This is a genomic window from Rossellomorea aquimaris, from assembly GCF_003315075.1.
Lineage (GTDB): Bacteria > Bacillota > Bacilli > Bacillales > Bacillaceae_B > Rossellomorea > Rossellomorea aquimaris_C.
In genome coordinates, this window is record NZ_QNRJ01000024.1 from 37,840 (window position 1) to 53,544 (window position 15,705).

General features: G+C 42.2%; 17 protein-coding genes. 4 read left to right on the forward strand and 13 right to left on the reverse strand.

From position 1 onward, the window contains the following. Nucleotides 1–44: 44 nt before the first annotated feature. Nucleotides 45–995 carry a sugar kinase gene (locus DET59_RS18910; protein WP_113971170.1) on the reverse strand — a complete coding sequence of 317 codons (951 nt, stop codon included), beginning with the start codon at nucleotides 993–995 and terminating at the stop codon, nucleotides 45–47. Between the two features lie 29 nt (nucleotides 996–1,024). Then, entirely contained in the window at nucleotides 1,025–2,029 is a 1,005-nt protein-coding gene (locus DET59_RS18915; RefSeq protein WP_113971153.1) for a LacI family DNA-binding transcriptional regulator, read from the reverse strand. Between the two features lie 455 nt (nucleotides 2,030–2,484). Here DET59_RS18915 and DET59_RS18920 point away from each other — a divergent pair, with 455 nt between their 5' ends. Continuing rightward, nucleotides 2,485–3,444 (forward strand): DUF2268 domain-containing putative Zn-dependent protease, encoded by a 960-nt coding sequence (locus DET59_RS18920; RefSeq protein ID WP_113971154.1) that lies wholly within the window; start codon nucleotides 2,485–2,487, stop codon nucleotides 3,442–3,444. Between the two features lie 201 nt (nucleotides 3,445–3,645). Here DET59_RS18920 and vanY read toward each other — a convergent pair whose 3' ends face one another. The 10 genes from vanY to DET59_RS18965 form a co-directional block, all read right to left on the reverse strand. Beyond that, complete coding sequence (gene vanY, locus DET59_RS18925; protein WP_113971155.1) at nucleotides 3,646–4,518, reverse strand: VanY-A/VanY-F/VanY-M family D-Ala-D-Ala carboxypeptidase; 873 nt, start codon at nucleotides 4,516–4,518, stop codon at nucleotides 3,646–3,648. A gap of 84 nt (nucleotides 4,519–4,602) precedes the next feature. Then, nucleotides 4,603–5,709 (reverse strand): HAMP domain-containing sensor histidine kinase, encoded by a 1,107-nt coding sequence (locus DET59_RS18930; RefSeq protein ID WP_113971156.1) that lies wholly within the window; start codon nucleotides 5,707–5,709, stop codon nucleotides 4,603–4,605. Beyond that, a complete protein-coding gene (gene vanR / locus DET59_RS18935; protein WP_113971157.1) occupies nucleotides 5,702–6,403 on the reverse strand; it encodes a vancomycin resistance response regulator transcription factor, VanR-F/VanR-M family in 702 nt (233 codons plus the stop codon). Before vanR ends, DET59_RS18930 begins: the two co-directional genes overlap by 8 nt. Then, the gene (locus DET59_RS22200; protein ID WP_258549740.1) at nucleotides 6,400–6,522 is read right to left on the reverse strand and encodes a hypothetical protein; all 123 of its coding nucleotides are present in this window, start codon (nucleotides 6,520–6,522) and stop codon (nucleotides 6,400–6,402) included. The genes vanR and DET59_RS22200 overlap by 4 nt, the downstream gene beginning before the upstream one ends. A 257-nt stretch (nucleotides 6,523–6,779) precedes the next feature. After that, on the reverse strand, nucleotides 6,780–8,021 hold the full coding sequence (locus DET59_RS18940) for an ATP-binding protein (protein WP_113971158.1): 1,242 nt from the start codon (nucleotides 8,019–8,021) through the stop codon (nucleotides 6,780–6,782). 244 nt (nucleotides 8,022–8,265) lie between these two features. Beyond that, nucleotides 8,266–8,655, reverse strand: coding sequence for a DUF3021 family protein (locus DET59_RS18945; RefSeq protein WP_113971159.1), 390 nt, complete (start codon nucleotides 8,653–8,655; stop codon nucleotides 8,266–8,268). Between the two features lie 24 nt (nucleotides 8,656–8,679). Continuing rightward, nucleotides 8,680–9,150 (reverse strand): DUF1648 domain-containing protein, encoded by a 471-nt coding sequence (locus DET59_RS18950; protein WP_113971160.1) that lies wholly within the window; start codon nucleotides 9,148–9,150, stop codon nucleotides 8,680–8,682. 162 nt (nucleotides 9,151–9,312) lie between these two features. Continuing rightward, a complete protein-coding gene (locus DET59_RS18955) occupies nucleotides 9,313–9,660 on the reverse strand; it encodes a hypothetical protein (RefSeq protein WP_113971161.1) in 348 nt (115 codons plus the stop codon). Between the two features lie 120 nt (nucleotides 9,661–9,780). Next, on the reverse strand, nucleotides 9,781–10,170 hold the full coding sequence (locus tag DET59_RS18960) for a VOC family protein (protein WP_113971171.1): 390 nt from the start codon (nucleotides 10,168–10,170) through the stop codon (nucleotides 9,781–9,783). An 85-nt stretch (nucleotides 10,171–10,255) separates the two neighbouring features. Continuing rightward, complete coding sequence (locus tag DET59_RS18965; RefSeq protein ID WP_113971162.1) at nucleotides 10,256–10,693, reverse strand: VOC family protein; 438 nt, start codon at nucleotides 10,691–10,693, stop codon at nucleotides 10,256–10,258. A 530-nt stretch (nucleotides 10,694–11,223) separates the two neighbouring features. Here DET59_RS18965 and DET59_RS18970 point away from each other — a divergent pair. Continuing rightward, nucleotides 11,224–11,832: a hypothetical protein gene (locus tag DET59_RS18970; RefSeq protein ID WP_113971163.1), complete on the forward strand. Its 609-nt coding sequence runs from the start codon at nucleotides 11,224–11,226 to the stop codon at nucleotides 11,830–11,832. A 23-nt stretch (nucleotides 11,833–11,855) separates the two neighbouring features. Next, entirely contained in the window at nucleotides 11,856–12,317 is a 462-nt protein-coding gene (locus DET59_RS18975; RefSeq protein WP_113971164.1) for a hypothetical protein, read from the forward strand. Between the two features lie 84 nt (nucleotides 12,318–12,401). On the opposite strand, the gene DET59_RS18980 is transcribed toward DET59_RS18975, so the two are convergent. Next, a complete protein-coding gene (locus tag DET59_RS18980) occupies nucleotides 12,402–13,667 on the reverse strand; it encodes an MDR family MFS transporter (protein ID WP_113971165.1) in 1,266 nt (421 codons plus the stop codon). A 100-nt stretch (nucleotides 13,668–13,767) separates the two neighbouring features. On the opposite strand from DET59_RS18980, the gene DET59_RS18985 reads away from it, so the two are divergent. After that, on the forward strand, nucleotides 13,768–15,420 hold the full coding sequence (locus DET59_RS18985; protein ID WP_113971166.1) for an ABC transporter substrate-binding protein: 1,653 nt from the start codon (nucleotides 13,768–13,770) through the stop codon (nucleotides 15,418–15,420). The last annotated feature ends 285 nt before the right edge of the window (nucleotides 15,421–15,705 follow it).

Here is a 15,705-nt window from a genome sequence, read left to right on the forward strand (position 1 = left end):
GAGTGAACTCCCCTCCCCTCTCTCCATCTTAGGAATCCAGTGAATCAGCGTTCGATAAATTCCTTCTCCCCCAGCTGGACCAGTACATCTTCCAGATAAGGAAGTCCCTCATTATCACCGGATACACTGACCACCATGGAACCGATTGTGTTTGCAAACATCAATATCTTCTTTAACGGCCATTGCTGCAGGACACCATATAGAAAACCAGTATCGAATCCGTCTCCCGCACCCACTGTGTCGACCACTTTCCTAGCTGTGACAGGAGCTGATTGAATGATTTCCCCTTTGTGATAGCCAATCGAACCTTCCTCACCTTTTTTCAGGGCGATATAGGAGATCCCGAGCAGTTTCGACTTTTCGATGATTTCCTTTTCATTCTTGGTGTCAAACAGGATCTCGGCCTCATCCGTTCCTGTCAGCAGGATATCCACGAATGGAAGGATGTCTGATATCACTTCCCTCGCCCTCTCTTTGCTCCACAATTTCAATCGGATATTTGGATCGCAGGAAACGAGGACGTCATTCTGTTTCGCCATAGTGATCGCATGCTTGATGATTGCCACATTTTTTTCATCGATCGCTAGAAATACTCCCGTAATATGTAAAATTCTCGCATTGGCAATATAGGATTCTTCCAAACTATCAGGCGTGAGGGTCAGTGTAGGAGAATTCAACCGGTAATAAAACGTCCGGCCAGTCCCATCTTCCAGTACTTCTTTGAAATTAACGGAAGTAGGATACCCGTCTACTAGCTTCAGCTGGGAAGTATCGATTCCTTCCCCCCTCACGAAATGCTGGATATAACGGCCGAATTCATCATTCCCCAATCGGCTGATCCAGCCCGTATCCAACCCCAGCCGCGCGCATCCGATGGCTACATTTAATTCCGCCCCCCCTACATTCCGTTCAAATGAATGAACGAATCTCATAGGTCCTTTTGATGTCGGATTCATCGTAATCATGGCATCTCCAATGGTGATTACATCTTTCATGGTGCCATCCCCCTCTTTCTTCCACATTTTCAGCAAGACTGCCGAACCACCAGTTTCGGTTGGAATCGATATATATGCTTTTCCTCGATAAAATTCGGGTCTTTTATTTTGTTCAATAATAATTCAGCAGCCTTTTTCCCCATTTCGAACGTCGGTTGAGCAATCGTTGTCAGTTCCGGCGTAAACAAACTCGCAAATGATACATCGTCTATCCCGATCAGTGCCAACTCCTCCGGCACCTGGATATGATTTGTCTTTATATACCTTAAGATCTCGATCAACGTCAGGTCGTTCCCGGCAATCAATGCCCGAGGCGGTTCATCGGCTGATAGCATTTCATGGAGACCATCCTGTATGAATTCAACTTCCATTGACTTGATATATTCTTCACGGACAGGAATTTTCTTTTCTCGCAGCGCTCTTCTGAAGCCGTTGATCCTTTCCACACGGGGAGTCACATGTCGATGCAAGGAAGTGGTCATGATGCCGATCCGTTCGTATCCCTTTTCAGCAAAGTGATCGACGGCCATTTTAATAGCGTTTTCATTATCAAGCATAATCGATGACGTTTCGAGACCCTCCACAATCCGGTCGACAAATACGAGAGGATACTTTTCCTTTATCATCCTTTGATACAACTCTACGTTCCCGCCCGTCGGAAAGATGATGAGCCCGTCTACTTGCTTCGCTCTCAGCATCTCGATGTATTCACGTTCCTTTTCAGGATTGTCATCTGCATTACAGACAATGATATGAAACCCCTGCTCATTGCAAATGTCCTCCACTGCCCTGATCGTCTGAGTTGAAAAGGTGTGTAAAATATTCGCCACTATCACGCCAATGGTAGACGTCGACTTCTGCTTCAAACTTCTCGCGACGATATTCGGCTGATAGCCCAACTCCTCGATCGCCATCCTGATGCGCTCCTTCGTTTTCGGTGCCATATAGTCGTAACGCTTATTCATATATTGAGAGACGGTGCTTTTTGATACTTCGGCATGCTGTGCCACATCTGAAATCGTTATTCTTTTCATAAGTCCTTCTCCATACCCTTTTTACTAAATCGGTTTAGTAACAAAGGAAAAAATTTTGTTTGTAATTTTTTTCTTTTCGTTTTCGTATTCTTTAAATGAGTAAATCGGTTTACTAAATCGGTTTAGTTGTTGATTGTTTTCAATTATAAGAAAATTGAAAGCGTTTTACAATAGTTTTTAGAAAATTTATAAAATATTTTTCGAATTAAGGTTTTATAAAGGTAAAGAACGCAGCGATCATATGATTTTTGATTAGAGTAGTTCACATTTCCCCTTTATAAAAAAGGGTGAATAGATTGCCTGTGCCCCTCTATTTAGCCTACAATCTATTTCGGACAGTTGTTCATCGGAGTGTCCACCCCGGAAGAGCTACCGGGACAATAGACCTATCCCCACTATCCCACCCTCACAAAATATGGTAAAATAAAGAAAATTCCAAATAAAGGGTGAACTCATTGAAAAAATATTGGTTGTTGGCATTTGCCATTCTTTTCACTATTGCCTTAACGGCTTGCTCCGAGGATATTCCGGAAGCGAAGGAATTTCAGGTGAAGCATAACGGGCAGACCTTAACGGTTATTCCGCTTTATGACAGAATACTAGATTACACATCAGAAGCGAAAGGTAAGAAGAAATACGAAAGAGAAGATTTGTACCGCGAAAAAGTCGTTCAGCCTTTCCAGGAGATGGCCGAGGAAAAAGGGATTGATATCGGAAGCGATTATTTCGCCTATTTTACTGGAATTACGGATATCGATCAATTGGAGAAAAACACCTTAGAATTATTACAGAAGCAGGAAGAGGTTCAAACTTTGGTGGAAGAAGCTTTCATGGAATCTGCTGAGCTGTTGCCCGGGAAGGATAAAGCCGTGTTCCTGATGCCGATCAATCCCGACTTCACCTTTCCGATCGAGAAGATGGAAGGGTCGACGGGTGTCACGTTTACAGAAGACTTTATGCTCCTTCAAACAGACCCTTCCTATGCAAAAAGTGCAGTGAAAAATACGGTGGCTCATGAATATTTTCACTCTGTGGATATGGAACACCAAACAGGACGCCCCACTGTATTCGACTCCATCATCATGGAAGGAAAAGCAGACTCGTTTACCCGAATTGTTTATCCTGATTACACTCCTCCTTGGACCGAGCCCCTGACCACCGCACAAAAAGAGAAGGTCTTCAATGAGTTGAATGGTAAGCTTGATTCGTACGATTTCGAGGAGTACCAGAACCTTTTTGCCGGAAACCCGTCAAAAGGAATTCCCCTCTGGTCGAATTATAAGATTGGATTTGAAATCATGCAGGGGTATTTAGCTTCAAACCCTGAAATGACTCCAAAAGAATGGGTACTAACGGAAAGCAAAGATACGCTGGAGAACTCTTCGTACAAAGAATTGTTGGCACCGAAGGAATAGAAAAATGGTGCTGCCCCCCGGTAGTTAAAGCTTCCCCTTCCTCGGGGGGCAGACACCAACATCTTAAACCAAAGAATGGCACCAATAAAATGAAATAAAAAGAATAATGGTCAAAATAAGTGCTGTTTTTTTAGCCATGTGCCTTAATGCCCTTCATTAATTTCGTTAGGTTCATTCCGCATCCTTACCTTCCTTCAAGTTTCATGTGTGCTTATCAGGAAACACTGTCACGATCACACCATCGACATTGTTACCTGAAATCTCATAACGAAGATCTGCCGGCACTTGAATAGTCGTACTTTTCGTAACAGGGTAATAAGAAATCTCATATTGTTTCCCATTTACATTAGCAGAAATATTTTTTTCTTCTTTTAGGTATTCCATATATTCTTCTAATACGAAATTCTTTGATTTCATAATGGCGCTATGAGGGAAACCAACATAGCGGATGTGCCACGGTTCATATTCAATTCCTGTTATATCCTTTTTATTCTCTGGATAACGTAAAATGAAGCCGTATTTCCAAGCGTTTTTTTCTATCCACTTTCCTTCTGGTGCATTAGCCATCTTCATTTGAGTGGATCCTACATCAAGGGATAAGCCCAGATTATGTTCACTGTAGCCTGCAGGCAACGCATAGTCAGAACCCATATCTTGATAAAGCACACTTTGCTCATCAAAGTCCCGAAAGCCGCTCGTAATGGCGAAATGTTGAAGAGCATCTTTTTTAGCAGCAGAAACCATCTCTGAGAATGCATGTGCAATATCCTCTGATAAATAAATGTCACTGCCTAACAACACGTAACCTTGCGCCAGTTCATTGCTTGCAGATAAATTGACAATATCCGATCGAATACTGTCTTGATGAACAGGATATTCACTGTTGACCAAAAGCAGATCTCCTTGATAGATTTGATCCTCAGAAATTTCGATTTCTTGGATATCCGCACCCTCTGCGATCCCATTTTGAAATTGATCAAAGTTTTGAATTTTCACTTCTGGTTCAGACAAAGGTCCCATATAGGCGAAAGTTAAACCTAGGCAGGATAATAATAAAAAGCCCCACTTCTTCATTTATTCGTTTCCTCCTTACTCTTGATGCTTATAAGTGTAGGGAAAACTTTTTAAATAAAGAGTGGGGTAATTTTTAAATTTTTCTTAAATCCTTTTATCTACATCCTGCGGCAAGCGCACTTCAAAAATGGTACGTATGATACTACTTTCGGCCGTAATGGATCCATCATGCTGCTCCACAATGTTCTTGGCAATGAAGAGGCCAATCCCGGTGCCACCTCCTTGATGGGTTCGTGCTTTGTCACCGGTATAAAACATATCAAAGAGATGAGGCAGCTCATTCTCAGGAATCGGATCTCCATAATTCACAATCTGAATAACCACTTTCCCGGAATCAAGGAAGCCATTAATATCCACAAACTGGCCATCGTTACCATAGCGATTCGAATTGGTCAGAAGATTTTCAAACACACGTGCCAACAGCTCTCCATCACCCAAAACGGGTAAATGTGGAGTAACATTCACTCTGGCGACCAGATCATTCTTCTCGAAGACAGGATACAATTCTTCCTTTAATTGATTAAGGAGATCACTTACATTTAGATGATTTTTTTGAATGGGCAATATGCCATAATTCATTCTCGTTATTTCGAATAGTTCATCGATGAGTCGTTCTAAACGCTGGGATTTCGTAAAAGCTATCGTTAAAAAATGTCTGACTTGTTCTTTTGTCAATTTTTCATCCTTAAGAATCAAATCTAAATAACCTAAAACGGAGGTGAGCGGTGTCCGAAGATCATGAGCTAAATTGACGACTAACTGCTCTTTACTACTTTCCGAGAAGTCTCCCCTTTCGATGGCTTGTTCCAATGTTTCACTTGCGAGATTGATGCTCTCGGCAAGATCACTAAATTCATCATTTGACACGATTTGAACCCGATGCTTAAAGTCACCCTGGGCGAGAGAATGAATTCCTTTTGAAATCTCATTAAAATAGGCAGAATAGGGTTTTGTCAGTAAAAAGAAGAAGAAGATCGAAAGCAGGATAAATAATAGTAAAAAGGCCTTAAAGTCTCCAATATTCCGGATGATATTGCGAAAATAACCTAGTGTATCTCCATAATTAACACTTGAATAATAATACATTTGAAGTATTTTAAAGAGTAGATAGGTTATAGCGCCAGACAACAACATGCTTAGTCCCAGCAATAAGATCATTTTTGAACGGAAGCTTCGTAGTATTTTACCCATTGAATGTATACCCTACGCCCCATACTGTTTTAATGAATTTATCTTTTCGTTTATCCTCTTCAAGCTTTTTTCGTAATGTGCGGATATGGACCATGACGGTATTCCCACCTTCAAAGTATGCATCGCCCCACACGTGCTGAAAAATATGTTCCACACTGAATACTTTACCTGAGTGACTGGCCAGTAAGTACAAAATATCAAACTCTTTAGGCGTTAGTTCAATGGTTTCACCATATAGAGTCACTTTACGTTGATCGGGAGAAATGACCAATCCACCACTTTCCACAGTGGCCTTCGTTTCTGTTGCCGTCTTAGGTTGATTAAGTTTCAAAAAACGGCGGAGCTGAGCATTCACACGAGCAACCAATTCGATCGGGGTGAAGGGTTTCGTCATATAATCATCGGCCCCAATGACCAGGCCCTGTACTTTATCGAAATCAGATGTCTTGGCACTCAAAAAGATGATTGGCATATTATGCTGATCCCGAATGCGGCGGGTGACTTCATATCCATCCATTTTCGGCATCATGATATCCAAAATCAGCAAATCAATGACCTGAGTCTCGACCACTCGAACGGCCTCTTCCCCATCCGATGCTTTCGTCACATGGTATCCTTCTTTTTCTAAATGGATGGCGATCAGATCAGCAATTTCCTCCTCATCATCAGCGACTAAAATTGATAAACGTTTCACTTTTTCACTCCTACTATGGTGACATCCGCTAAATTTCCAACAAGCCTTACAATGCTGCACCCGACATAGGGATGCTTCGTCATCATGATCATATCCTTCGCGGCAGCTCCTTGAATCATTTAGGGCTTTCACTTATTTTCCATTATTTTTTTCATAAGCATACCCTTTGGAGAGAAGTTATCCAAAGGGATTTCATCATCGATTATAAGTATTGTTTACTTAAACATAAAATAAACTTCAAGTGTGATAGTTTAAATGAAATTCCTTAAAAAAATCATGTGAGAATTCTTAAATTTTTCTTAAGATAGAAGCCAAGGGGACAGGTACCGCGGTTCTTAAACAGAAAAAGCCAAGGGACCTGTCCCCTTGGCTCTCCCTATACACTCCCAGGCAAAAAAACCCTAAACACCGTCCCCTGTCCCGGCTCGCTTTCCACCTGTATTTCCCCTTTCATACGTTTGACGATTTGATAGCTTACCGTCAATCCAAGTCCCGTCCCTTTTTCCTTGGTGGAATAATAGGGTCTGCCCAATACTTTGAGTTGTTCCGGAGGCATGCCGACTCCATTATCTTGAATGACGATCATGATCCGGCCGTCTTTCTGTACATGGGCTGCCGCCGTGATTTCTCCGTTTTCTTTGACGGCCTCGATGGCATTCTTCAGAAGATTGAGCAGAACTTGCTTCACCTCTATCTTCATTCCTTTGATCATCAGGCCATCTTCCATGTTTTTGTTGATTTTAATGCTATTCATCACGGCATAAGTAGACATCACGTCAACGGATTCATTCAGGGTATCGGTAAGACTGAACACCTCGTATTCCTCCGTCTGGGGCTTGGCAAGGGAAAGGTATTGATTGATGACGTCCTGTGCGTGATCTAATTCCTGGATGGATATATCGATAAAGCTCTTTTGTTCCTTGGTTAGTGTTTCTCTCTGCAGGAGCTGCATGAATCCTCTTACCGTCGTCATCGGATTCCGGATTTCGTGTGCCACGGATGCTGCCAATTCGCTGACTACGTTAAATTTTTCAGCTTTGATGAGCTCTTTTTTGATCCTGACTTGTTCCAATCGATTTTCAATCAGATAAATGGTCAGAATCAGTGTGATCCATATGATCAAGGTGGAGCTTGCCACAAGTGGGAGCTGCTCTAATTCATTGTTCTGAAGCAAAAAAAGAGTTCTTGTAACCGGGACGAATAAATAAAAAGCCGAAATCAGAATGAGCTTGTTCTTCCAAGATAACCGCTTATACCATTTGGAAAGAGGGATCAGCAATACTCCATATATCGCATAATTCACGACCAAAAAAATCCATACATGGTGGGTAAACCAGCCCATCACAAGCAAGGCGATGAACGTACTGAACCCCACTTTCTTCCCTCCATAGAGAAAGGCAAGGATTATGGGAATGACTTTGAAATCGTACACATATCCGCTTGAGTAAACTACGGGGAAGATCATGGTAAACAGTAAAATAGCCAGATTCATGAGAAAGAACTTAAAGGTGAACCCTTTTGTGCCGCTGTCCGATTCACTCGTAACCATTTGAAAAACAAGAATCGTAAATAGGATAAATACCACATGCAAAATTAAATGATGGACAGTCTCTACCATATAAGGTCTCCTTTAAGAAAATAAGCGTCTACTCTAATTCTTCGACATCCTTATGGGAAATCCTTTCCATTCATCACGGAAATTCGACAATAATCAGGACCTTTTGGTGATGCTCGTGGAATGGAAGAACCACGGGGAAGAACCATGAGGACAGGTACCGTGGCTTCTTTAATAAAACGGTCCCAGACTCCGGAACGCTAAAAATTTACCGTACTGGGGTCTGCCACCGATATTTTAGATCCTATTAATTCTGTGCTTTCATATATGCTCTATTACGCAAATGGAAAACAAGATATGTAACCAAAAACAAGATAACTCCAACCTTATTAAAAAGGAAAAATACGTTTACTGCATCTCTAAAAGAATCAAGCGGATAAAAACCGCTCAGAAGTAAAGTGGGAAAGACGGTCAACAGCATGACCAAATAATGAACCATAATTTGTTTTAAAAAACGCCATTTTTCAATTTCATATACGACGCTTGCCAATCCCAGGAAAAAAGCGATCAGACCATAAAAAAAGAATGTGTTTGAAATATCTGTTGACCCTTGAAATTGATTCCACAGCAGCGAAATGATGATCATGAAACCAAATGGGATGATTCCTCTAATCAATCCTTTTATCCATAAATTCATTGTATGTTCCTTTCTTTACGTCCTCTAATTTTTCAACGTTGCCGCCCAGAACAAATGGTAAACGGGTGTAATCAAACAAATACACAATAGAACGATGGCCATTGAAAAAGGCAAACCTGACTCCATTCCCACTGCATTTCTTAGAGCTGCTTCATTAGCAAATATAAAGGTTACAGCACCCATGTATTGAATGATTACCATTACTTTTTCAGCTCTAGCATATTGTATTTCTTTGTTGCCCTCCGTTAAGTTAACATAGTTCAACTTCTCTGGTTTTTTGACTACTAATCCAATAAGGAACCAGGTTATAATACTGACAACCGGCATGATGAACAGGATGTATTTTGAACCCCACTGATCAGGTTCTCCTTTACGAAAATGGATGGCGATTGTATTTGGAATCTCTGACCAAAGATAAAATAAATGAAAAGCATGATAAAGAAGAATAGGTGTGGAGATTATGATAAGAGTGAATTTTAGAGGCTCGTTTCTCATTTAACCGTCCCCCTTGCATTGCTGCGTTAGTAAATGTTACTCGAAATTTTTGTCTATACAAATTATACGATTCACTTGGCGTTTCGTTTCAATATTTATTAGGAAAGTGAGGGAACGAATAAAAATGGGCTCTCTTCTAAAAGAAAGCCCATTTCCCTATGCTTAATTCAATTTAACTGGTGAATGGAGATCATCAGAATCCCGGTAGGATCGATAGGAAACCAATTCCTTTCCACTTAAAGAACCATCCAGTTGTAAAATACGTCCATTGGTTGTTTCTAAATAGAATCGATAGTTGTTCACGTTTAATCTAAAGAAGGTATAGGTGGTGCCAAGAAGCTGCTTCTTGATTTCATGTGTGTCAGGGTGTATCTGAATGAAGTCCGCCAGCTCCTGAACGGAAGCTGTGGGAATATCTGCAATGGAATAGTACGTCCCCTTCATATTGTGTTTGAACTTACTCATTGCAGCCATAGCCCTGTCTTTAAACTTTCTGCCATCTAACTCCATAGGTCCACTCCTCTTTCGTTACTATTAAGAAGAATCCCCAATTCATCATAGAATAAACCAAAATAAAAAGGGCCTTCCCCCTGCACGCTGAATACAGCACGTAGAGGAAAGGCCACGATCTTAAGACTTCTGCTCAATCATCTGAATAAGGTTTCCACATGTATCGTCGAAGACAGCTATAGTGATGTCGCCCATTGCGGTAGGCTCCATCGTAAACGTTACACCTTTTTCCACTAACCGCTCGTGCTCTTTGTGAATATCCGAAACCCCAAACATGGTTACAGGAATACCGTCTGCGAATAGTTTCTCTTGGTACTCTTTCGCAGCCGGGTGCTCATTTGGTTCGAGTAAAAGCTCGGTCCCGTCTTGTTCATCAGCTGAAACAAGGGTCATCCACCTGTGTGCTCCCGTGGGAACGTCGTGCTTTTTCACAAAGTCCAGCGTGTTCGTATAAAACGCTAATGCTTTGTCCTGGTCTTGAACGAATATACTGGTGATAATAATTTTCATCATAATTTTGCCTCCTCCAATTCTTTGCGATGACACATTCTCTTCTGCTGATTTGTGATAAAACCTTTAAAGTCCCATTCACTATTTAACTGATTTTCTCCGCCAACTCTAAAATAATCCCTTCTGGACCACGAACGTAGCATAACTTATAACTGTCTTCATATTGCTGTATCTCACTAAAGATTTCTGTGCCCTTCTTCTTCAGATTGGCAACAATCGTTTCAATATCTTCAACGGCAAAACAAATATGCCGGATCCCCAGCGTATTGGCAAAAGGTTGCAGAATACCATTTTCATCTGACGGTGTATGAAATTTGACCAGCTCTATCCATGCCTGACCATCTGACATTCCCAATCCTACACATGCCGTTTTAACATCTTTAAGCCCAACTATTCTGTCCAACTGCTCTCCATCCAATTCCCATTCCGCTTGCACTTCAAGTCCTAAATCCAGAAAAAACGCCTTGGCCTTTGAAAGATCATTAACGTTTATACTCACATGATCTATTCTATTAATCTTCATATCTTATACCTCCTTTGTTTCTGTTATTTCAATGCCTATGTTCTTGTAAGGTTCTTTGTGTGAACCATAGGGACAGGTACCGCGGCTCTTTTTTAATAGAGAGCCATGGTACCTGTCTCCATGTCTCCTCTACTGGAAGATATCACAGATCAAATTGCAAAAAAAGGAAAATAAAAGAAATTCTATGATAAAATGAAAGAAAATTGATACCGTTTACTTTACTAAGTCTTTGAAACTCAAAAATTAATTGATGTAAGGGGCCATGGAACATATTGATTCACATATTAAAAAGATTCTATTTTATGAAAAAGAAAGAAATCTAATCCGTGGAGATCAACATATAACGTGGTTTCTTAGTACATTGTCCAAACCTTTTATCATTATGTCTAAGGATTGGGAGTAGTTTTCGAGGATTCGAATCCCTTCCCCTCTATAGAATCGGTGCCACTCGCATCTTATTGTCTAATACCTGTTCAAGTGAAATGATAAGGCATCTTACTAAAATAGATCTGAAACTGGGAGGAGTAACGTTGAAATCTATTAAAACAGTTACATTATGTGCATTGATCCTCATCCTCTTAATAGGATGCAAATCCAATGAAGAAAATCAAGTAGAAGTAAAGATGAAGAGTGATGAAGAACTGAAGAAAATAACGAATACCTACACGTATGAAGATTATAAAAGGGTTTTCGACGAGGTTATATCCGAAGCAGAAGAACTGGGGAAAGAGGATAAATTAAACAAGTGGGTTATTCGGATATTAGCTCAAGAACAGTTATCCTATGAAACCGACTTGACGGATGAACAAGTAATACAATTAGCTGAAAAGGCGATGAAAGAAGATAAAGTGTGGAAAACCATTGCTCAAGAGGAATACGGCATTTCAGTTACGAAAGAAGAAGTAGACAACTATATTAAGGAAGGACCAGATACAAGTGAATTGCCCCGGCACCTTGCTTATGCAGATGCATTAGGGTTGTCCCTGGAAGAACTTAATCACGATTTTGATCACGATATTTATGAAAAGAATGTCATATGGTTAAAACTAAAGCCCAAACTTGAAGATAAATACGGGATCACTGATAACAATAAGCAAGTTGAAAAATATGAAAAAGAGGTAAAAAACCAAGTTCACTGAATAAGAAATGAGGTCCTAAAATAATGAAAAGCCTAATTCTAAGACTATCAATCCTTGCCTATGTACTAAGTGGTTGCTCCAATAGTGAACAAGTGATGGAAATCGATCATAAAGAAAAAGCAGGTTCCTTGTTTATTCAAAAAGTAGAAAACCATACATCGTCTGAAGAATTGACTAAGGTTGTACAAGATAAACAACAAATGGAGCAAGTATTGACGATGGTAGAAGGTCTTAAAGTGGAAAAGAGTAGTTCAGAAGAGATGATGGCTAAGATGCAGTCAGCCGACACGTATATGTTTGTCTTTTCTGAAGGCAAAGAAATGAAGTCTGGGACAGCAGCACCGTTTGCTTTTCATGTTTTGGAAGATGGAACCTTCCTTTTCCCCTACAGTGGATTTGATTCACCCCAAAAACCTCTAATCACAGTCGAAAAGCATCAAGAACTATTAGATGACTTGAAACAGTTGTTAGGAATTGAATTTTAGATTCTTTTCTCCTTTTCGTTTCCTATAATCCCCCTCTAGTAATATAAAAACCAGAGGATTCCCGAATATCCAGGAATCCCCCCATTACTTTCCTCCACTCGCACCAACACCACTGTCCAACACTTTCGCCTTTACCCAGCTCCCGCCAAACAATCCCGTATAAACGAGAACGGTACCGAGCATGACGATGAATCCGATATAAACACTCATCATCGTCGGCATCAAGAAGGCACCGATGATAATCGTCGACCGTGCGACAAGATCTGCTCCGCTGAATGACAAGTTAGAAAATGCGGAGTAGGAGCCCCTTTTGTCGCTTGGGATCATGTTGGCCTGCTCTGCGTTCCGGATCGGGGAGTAGATCAGTTCCCCCATTGTCGCAATCAGGTTGAAGGCGATCAGGATGTACCACGTGTTGGCGGATGTGACCGTCACATAGCCGATGCCGTACAGGATGAGTCCGATCAAGAGGGCGTTCTTCTTATTCAGGCGGTCTGTATAGCGGTTGATGATGAACGTGAGGCAGACGACGAGCATCATGTTCTGGATGTTCAAAATACTGAGCATCCTGACCCCGACGATTTCAAAATTCCCGATGTTCACGGCCTTGAAGGTTTCCGCAAGACGGATCCCGATATAGCTGTTCAGGGAGAATTCCGCTGCGAAGATGAAAGTGGACCCTGCCACCACTTTCACGAATGCCGAATCCCTGAAAGCAATCCGGTAATTGTTCACGAGATCGATTAACACATTCTCGTGCTTTTTCTGCAGCTGATCCTTGAAGTTGTCCTGAAGCCAGATCCCATACGCAACGGGAATCGTCGTCGACGTGAAGGTCAGCATCATAAATAGCTCTGTCTGATGGTTCAAATACAACAGCCCCCCGAGGGCCGCACCGATGGCCATAGACAGGTTAACGAGCCAATAATCCAGGGCGTAGACGGCTTTCCTATTCTCCGGCGTTGTCGAATCGATGATGATCGCATGCATTGCAGGACGCCCCAGGCTGCTCGTGATGATGAACCCGATATAGGCACCTGCAAATAGCAGGATCAAGTTATCTTTCGGAAAAAGACTAACGGTCATGATGAAAAAGAACATGGCGTTCAGCCAGGACGTTGTCAGCAGTACTTTCTTACGGGGAAAGCGGTCTGATATATATCCCCCGACCAGATTGATGAAAAATCCGATCACCACGGTGACGATCAGGAAGATCCCTGCCCAGATCTTATTCAGTTCCTGTGCAAAGAACAGCGCCATGAACGGCATAACGGCGGATGAAACGGCACGGTTGAAGAATGACGTGATCATCCGTACTTTTATATTTTGAGGTAATTCCTTCCACTTCATGTTGTTCCCCCTCCTCTATTTACTGTATAGTAAACTAGACGGAAGATTAAAAAAATAGACACTTTTCAAATCTATGTCCCCTTTTAGGAGGAGAAGCAACATGGAAAACAAATTACTCACCCTTTGGAGATACTATCCCTCTGGCAGCATCCGTGTGGAGGAAATCTCGGAAACCCTTCAATTGAGCCATAAACAGACAACCCGCTATTTGAAAAAATGGAATGAAGAAGGCTGGATCACCTTCACACCCGGTCGCGGACGGGGAAATGTCTCGACACTCCTATGGAAGAAAGATGTGGAGGAAGAGTTCGAAGAGGAAGTCGTAAAGCTTCTGGACGAGGAACCAATTGAGACTAGCAGCAAATATCTCATGTATAACTGGTCAACCGACAGCAAGATGAGGCTGATGAATAAATTCCACAGTAAACTCGGATTTGTGAAAGAGCCCAAAGATAAGCTGATCGTGCCGAAGAGATATCCCTTTTTCTCCATCCATCCATTGGAGGCGGCCGACGTCCTCAGCGCCCATCTAGTGGCGAACGTATTCAATCGCCTCGTCTCCATCACAGAAGAAGGGGACATCCTACCGGAACTTGCGCACAGTTGGGATGCTTCATCTGCGAAACTGCGACTATATGTAAAAAAGGACATCCGATTCCACGACGGGGCCATCCTGACGGCAAAGGATGTTGTCCATTGTCTCGAACAGCTTCGGACATGCCCTCATTATCAAGATCTATGGGAACCAGTTGAAAGGATCGAGGTAAAGGCCCCCCTCATCATCGATATGCATCACCCCCAGGGCTGCAGCTACATCCTCCCCATGCTCAGCATGATGTGTGCGAGCATTTATAAAGAAAACAAGGGACGGACCTTCGGAACAGGATGCTTCTCCCTCGAGGAGAATACCGATGCGAAGACAACTCTCGCTGCCTTTAAAGAGCACTTTCAGGAGAGGCCGCTCCTCGATGCAGTAGAATTTGTCCAGGTGCCGAAAGACTTCAAAGGAATCTATCATTCTCACATTGAAGAGAGTCAGTCTTCTTCTGTTGAGGTCGAGAGTGACTCGGGGTTCGGGATTGTCGTCATGAATGCTCTCCCTGGACGAGATTCTCAGATTCAAAGAAACGACGTCCGGGATTATCTGCACTGGGTGATTGCGAAGAACCGCCACACCCTCCGTGACCTCGATCCCCGCCTGACACCGAACGGCAAGAGCATCCTGATCGGACAGGATCAAGCCATGACGATCACCGAGGCAGAACGTCCCTTGTTTAAAGAGCCGATCGTGATCCGTTGTGCCAATCATACAGCGAAAACCACCGAGTGGCTTGTGGAGGTTTTTGAAAAAGAAGGCATTCCAGTCGACGTTAAGTGGTTTTCCTTTGCCGACACCCTGACGAGGCAGCCCGATACCTTCCATGTGGACCTATTCGTTCACGGAGAAATCTTTGAATCCAACCAGAACTTCTCGTTTTATCACTTTTTGAAAAACGGGTATTCGCCTCTTTATCCCCTTTTTGAAAAAGACAGTACGTGGAAAGCCTGTCTGGAGGAATATCGTCAAACGTCATTCGAGGACTGGACCGCCTTGAATATGAATCTGGAGAATAGGCTCATGAGAGAATCGATCATGATTCCACTCTATTACGAGAAACGATATATCCCTTTTTCGACTGACATTATGAACATTGAAATCAAGCATTTTGGGTATGTGGACTTTTCGAAGTTATGGGTGCGGCCGGAGATGTGAGAGCCAGGGGGCAGGTTCCGTGGCTCTTGGCTGTTGATATCTCTTATGCCATGATACAGAAACTAAAAAAAGGAATGCTGAGAATAAAAATAAGTAGTTCAGATAACGTGGAGAAAACATAAAATCACTGCCCTAAAAACATACGTTTTCGCAACTAAAATAACAAGTGAATTAACAATACAATTAACACAAATCGAGTAGGAGGGGGTGACTAACCCCCGACCTCTCACACCACCGTACGTACGGACCCGTATACGGCGGTTTCTTTAAGGTTGACGTATCGTT